Origin of the sequence: Thiocapsa sp. UBA6158 (assembly GCF_002423035.1) — a bacterium.
Taxonomy (GTDB): domain Bacteria; phylum Pseudomonadota; class Gammaproteobacteria; order Chromatiales; family Chromatiaceae; genus Thiocapsa.
The window spans coordinates 1-3,527 of record NZ_DIUM01000071.1 but is presented as its reverse complement, the minus strand read 5'-3'; the positions used below and the strand labels follow the sequence as shown (position 1 = coordinate 3,527).

The window sequence follows — 3,527 nt, the reverse complement described above, 5'->3', positions numbered from 1 at the left end:
TGGACCAATCGATGATCAAGGCCCCATGTGTTGATCGTCTTCGGCGATCAGGAGCTGGAATGGGTGAGTCATGGGTTGACCTCCGAGCTGGCTTTGCGCCAGGTAATTCGAAACTCGGTCCCGCCGGGTCCGGGTCGGCTCAGGAGGATGTCGCCTCCGGTGGATCGGAGCAGAGTCTTGCAGATGTGCAGACCGAGTCCGCTGCCTTTGCCGCGTGCCTTGCTGGTCACGAAGGCATCGAAGAGGCGCGGACAGATCTCGGCGGGGATGCCGGCGCCGTTGTCTTCGACATCCAGATGGATGCGATCGCCTGCGTCGCGGATCCGCAACGCGACCCGCGTGGCACCGGCATCGACCGCATTGCTCAAGAGGTTGAAAAGTACTTGCTCGATACAGCTCGGGTCGGCCCAGGCTGGCGCGCCGGTCTCGCCCCGACGAGCGACGTCGACGACGCCGCGATCTCGCAGGATCGGCTCCATCAACCGAATCACCGCATCGACCCGCTCGACCAGGTCGACCGGGCGTGGGTTCGCCTCCGGGGGATGCACGGCATCCAAGAGGTCACGGACGATTCCGGCACACACCCGCGCCTGGTCTTCGATCACCCGCAGACGTTGAAGACGCTGCTCCTCGCCGGTGTCGACCAGCGCCTGTTGCGCGTACCCGATGATGTTGCCGAGCGGGGTGTTCAGGCCATGGGCGAGCCCGGCTGCCATCTGGCCGATGCTGGCGAGGCGTTGTTCGCGGCAGAGCCGTTCGGTGGCGTGTCGGGCCAGACGCTCCGCGGACTCGTTCCGACGCCCTTGCTCCTCGATCTCGGTGCAGAGCCGAGCGAAGATCTCGGCAATCCGTGCGAGCTCGCGCGGCAGCGGCTCGGCGGGGTCGATCGGACGACCTCGAGCGCCGGTCGTTTGTCGGGCAATCCGCTGGATCGGGCGGATGAGTCGATGCTCGAGTGTGCGGTTGAGCCAAAAGTAGAGGGCTGTGACCAAGACGAGTAGACCGCCGGCCCATTGCAGAGAGATGGTCCGGATTGCTGCTTGAACAGGTGCCCGATCGTAGCTGACCGTCACATCCCCGAGTGGATTGGCTCCGATACTGATCGGCCACTGGACCTGGAACTGATCGCCCCGCTCGCGCGGCAGAGGGGCTTCCCCGACCTCGCCGAGGATCTCGCCGTCGCTGCGGCGGATCTGCAGGTAACGCACGCCGGGTTGGGCTTGAAGGTCGGACAGATAGCGCTCCAGGGTGCCGTAGTCCGAGATCAGCAGGGCGTCCAGGCTGATGGTGGCCAGTTGTCGCGCCAAGGCCTCGGCCTTGTCCTGAAAGGCTTGATCCAGCAAGCGCGCGACGCCCTGAGTTACCCCGAGCCCGAGAAGCAGACTCAGCGCGAGCAGTCCGCCGCCGATCGAGAGCGACAGGGTGCGCGACAGGGTGGGCGTCGGCATGCGAGAGACTGTCGGCACAGGTTTCACCAAGGTTTATCCACGACGGGTTGAGCCGATTCGATCGCGTAAACGGCACGACGCACCGGGTCGAAGGCGCTGTCCTCGACATGGGCGAAGCCGATGCCCGGCCCAAGGGCTGCGAAAGCGGGCTGCGCGTCGGGACCCGGGTCGATCAAGGCCCTGGTGACGATCTCGGCGAGGGCATCGTCGAGTCCGGGGCGGGCGGCGATGACATGCGGCGAGAGCTGGGTCGATTCGGCGATGATCTTCAGGCCCCGGTCCAGATAGCGATCCGCGACCTCTTTGCGCAGGCCGCCAGCGGCGAAGTCGCCATGGACGACGGCAAGCGCGACGCGCTCGTGGCGGTCGAGGAACGCATAGTCCATCAGGTCCGCGAGCGTGATTCCGGCTTGGTCGAGCATGGCCCGCGGGACGAAATGGCCGCTGAACGAGCCGTGCTCGACGAAGGCGAGCGTGCGATCGCGCAGATCGGCAACCGTTTTGATCGGGCTGCTGCGCAGCGTCACCAGGACACTCGTGTAGCCGAGCGCCCCGTCGACCGTCTCGCCGGCCAGGATGCGGATCGTGGGCGATGCGCTTGGCCCCAGATAGTGGTCGTGTGCGCGCAGATAGAGGGTCGGGCCGAGATACGCGAGATCCACTTGCCCGGCGCTGATCCGGCGGATGGTGTCGCCGTAGGAATGGCCCAGATAGAGCTCCACCGGGCGATCGAGACACCGGGACAGATAGTCGGCGAGGGGTTGGAATCGCGCGACCAGCTCGCTTGGGTTGTCGTAGGGATGCACGGCCAGCAAGAGCGGCGTGCCCGAGGGAGCCGCCGAAACGCTGTCCGGATCGGCCGACTCCTGCGCCGGGTCACAAGAGATGGCGACGATCGCGATAAGTGCCATCAGTGGCCAATGCTTAAGGGAGCTCATCGCAGGGCTCGGTCCGTCCCGACCAGGGTGGGCATCGGTATCGATACAGGACATAGGGCGTGACTCCGGCTTGACGTCTTGCGTCCCGCAGGAGCGCTGACTCGGCGTCGTGGAGGCGGCCCTCCAGCAGGTTCAAGAGGGTCGGATAGACGCGGTCGTGATAATCATAGTCGGGCTCCACGCGGACTTCGACTCGTCCGCCATGGGCCGGCGGCACTGCAAGCTCCAGCTCGATCCAATCATCCGGGAGCAGGCGGGTGTCGGCCAGCTCCTCCCAGCCCAGCTCCTGCGACCAGCGCATCTGTCGGGCAATCGTATGGGTCAGTCCTCGACCGGTGCCGGGCTCGTGCGAAGTGTCCGATACCTCGATCAGGATGCGCGGTGTGACATAGGTCGGCAGGGCATGGCCGGCACCCGTGTTGCCGGCGCGGACCCGGATGCTGTCGACCGTGCGGCGGGCCTCGATCGTGAGTCCGCGACGGGTCGTCTCGCGGTCATGGATCCCGAGAAAATCGTGCGCACCCGCGGGCATGTGGCAGCTCTGACAAGTCACGCCCTCGCGCGCGTAACGCGACTCCAGCCACTCGGTATAGGTGTTCTCCAGCGGCTTGCCGTTGACCGTCAGTCCCGTCTCGTCGAATTGATGGCAGGTCGCGCAGAACTCCGCCTCAGTGAACAACGGCTGCGCGTGAACGGGCCCATGCGGGGTGATCGCGATCTCGCGCGGGCCATGGCGGACATGCGCGCGCACATGACAGGCGGCACAGTCCACCGCCGGGATTCGTGATGCGGCATCCAGACCCTCGCGATTCCAAAGATCCAGCGCTTCCTTGAGCGGTGCATGGCAGGCAAGACACGCCTCTTGGGTGGCCCCGTCCAAGGCGTCGAGCTGGCCGAGCAGTCCGGGTGAGACGGCCCGGGCGTGGAGCGAGCTGCGCCAAGCCGCGAGCTGTGCCGGATGGCAAAGACCACAGGTCTCGGCGGAGAGGTCCGCAAGGAAGGGCTCATGCCATGGCGGCTCGCCCTGTGACTGAATCGGGCGCGCCCAGTAGGCGGGCACCGAAAACGAGGACGTATCCGGGTTTGCAAAGGCGGGGGCGCCTGCGAGGATCGCTGAACCTAAAAAGAGCAGTTGACGCCC

At 65.9% G+C, this 3,527-nt stretch carries 3 protein-coding genes; all 3 read right to left on the bottom strand.

What is annotated here, in order from left to right:
- Nucleotides 1-68: 68 nt before the first annotated feature.
- The gene (locus tag B4N44_RS10585) at nt 69-1,448 is read right to left on the bottom strand and encodes a sensor histidine kinase (RefSeq protein ID WP_296700461.1); all 1,380 of its coding nucleotides are present in this window, start codon (nt 1,446-1,448) and stop codon (nt 69-71) included.
- 23 nt (nt 1,449-1,471) lie between these two features.
- Entirely contained in the window at nt 1,472-2,386 is a 915-nt protein-coding gene (gene phnD, locus B4N44_RS10580) for a phosphate/phosphite/phosphonate ABC transporter substrate-binding protein (RefSeq protein ID WP_296700458.1), read from the bottom strand.
- The coding region (locus B4N44_RS10575; protein ID WP_296700457.1) for a multiheme c-type cytochrome at nt 2,373-3,527 on the bottom strand (1,155 nt) is incomplete at its 5' end. The genes B4N44_RS10575 and phnD, both read right to left, overlap by 14 nt.

Coding starts and splice junctions, on each gene's coding strand:
- B4N44_RS10585 (WP_296700461.1), bottom strand. CDS start 1,448: ATGCCGACGCCCACCCTGTCGCGCACCCTGTCGCTCTCGATCGGCGGC.
- phnD (WP_296700458.1), bottom strand. CDS start 2,386: ATGAGCTCCCTTAAGCATTGGCCACTGATGGCACTTATCGCGATCGTC.